This window comes from Limnohabitans sp., from assembly GCF_038134685.1.
Taxonomy (GTDB): domain Bacteria; phylum Pseudomonadota; class Gammaproteobacteria; order Burkholderiales; family Burkholderiaceae_C; genus Limnohabitans_A.
This window is the reverse complement of record NZ_JAYPVP010000032.1, coordinates 14,325-15,750: the sequence shown is the minus strand read 5'-3', so window position 1 is coordinate 15,750 and position 1,426 is coordinate 14,325. Positions and strand designations below refer to the sequence as shown.

The window sequence follows — 1,426 nt, the reverse complement described above, 5'->3', positions numbered from 1 at the left end:
CGGCAGACGAAGTACAGCGGGAATGCCAAGTGCGTCCCACAACTTCTGCAGGCGCTCCATGAACACCGGATGCGTGGTCTTCGTGCTCAAGCTGCCCACTCGCCCAGGATTGAGAGGCACGTTCAGGCTGATGAGGCCATTCTCGGGAACAAACACCTCGACAGGCGTGGCCAGGTCGGGACGCACCGCTGCAAGGTGGTCAGCGGCGACAGCAGCGAAGGCAAAAAAACCGATGGAACGCCCGCGTGTCGAACCTTCGATGTCCTCTACCTTCGGACGGATGTTTTGGTTCCACTGCAAATGCCGCTCGGTCCCGCCAAGCCCCGTCGCAAAGAGGCTCTGCGTCTCCTTGTCACCCTTTGCCGTTTGCGACACCAGCAGGGGCTGACGACCCTCCTCAGTGAGGTTGAGTGCCCCGATCAGGCTGTCCAGGCCTCCTGAAAGCAAGCAAACGCAGTCTGCGTCAAAGCTGACTGGCGCCTTTGGCCGCGGTGGTGGATAGCCTCCTTCGACAAAGGTCAGCCTCCAGAAGTCACCAGTCAGGAACCGCAACGCGTGCTCAATATCTTTGGCAAGCGCTTGGTACGCCTCAGGCTTGTAAAGTACTACCTCCAGCTCTATCTGCCGGGTCCAACCGTCGGGACTCGGTGCCCGCTCAAGGACATTGTCCGCCGCGTTGACCGCCAACGCCAACGTTAGGAAATCCCAGCTGCTGGAACTTGGAGCAACGCCAGAGGCGACGATGTCCTTGATGAGCGCCGTTCCCACCGTGCTGACGTCGGGCAGCCCATCATGTTCGTACATCGAGACGTACTCGACTCCAGCCGCTCTCTGCTTAGGTATGTGGTCTTTCGGACCGCAGAACACGCGCGTCATAGGCCGGCCTCGAAGAGTTCGAAGGTCATCTTCAGGGTCTCCTGAAAAATAGCGTCAAGGTCTGAACGCGATGGATTCGGCTTCGAATCTCGTAGCAGGTCGAGGTGCGCGCCAATCTCTTCCTTGATGAAAATCCGCATGTCACGCTCGCGCTGTACCGCTGTGACAGGGTCGACCTTCGCGCTTTCCAAGAGAGGGCCAAGGTCGAAGCAGAGCCTGTGCGTCACCTCAAACGCGAGGTAGCTTTTCATCAGTTCCCAGATGTCAGACGTTTGCATGTGCATGAGGTCGATGTCCGGTTTCTCAATGACGAGTTCGGTCAATGCTGACGCCATGGAGTCACGAAGAGCCTCTTCATCGGCACTCCCACCTAGTGGCGAGAGCTCACGTACGATGGAATCCACCACCTCATCGGCCGTCGGATTTTTGCCCTGGAGGTCCTGCACCCACTGGCGAGCCTCAGCCGACGTACCTTGGCTGACAGCGTTGAGGAACGAGAAGAGTTCTGCCCCTCCTCGCGTCGAAGCGCGCATTCGAGTCGATGCAGCGC

At 58.9% G+C, this 1,426-nt stretch carries 1 protein-coding gene and 1 pseudogene; both read right to left on the bottom strand.

The window, feature by feature from the left end:
* A pseudogene (locus AAFM15_RS10905) lies at window positions 1–804 on the bottom strand (hypothetical protein); the annotation flags it as partial.
* Between the two features lie 68 nt (window positions 805–872).
* A partial coding sequence (gene qatB / locus AAFM15_RS10900) for a Qat anti-phage system associated protein QatB (RefSeq protein WP_341686739.1) occupies window positions 873–1,426 on the bottom strand: 554 nt, incomplete at its 5' end.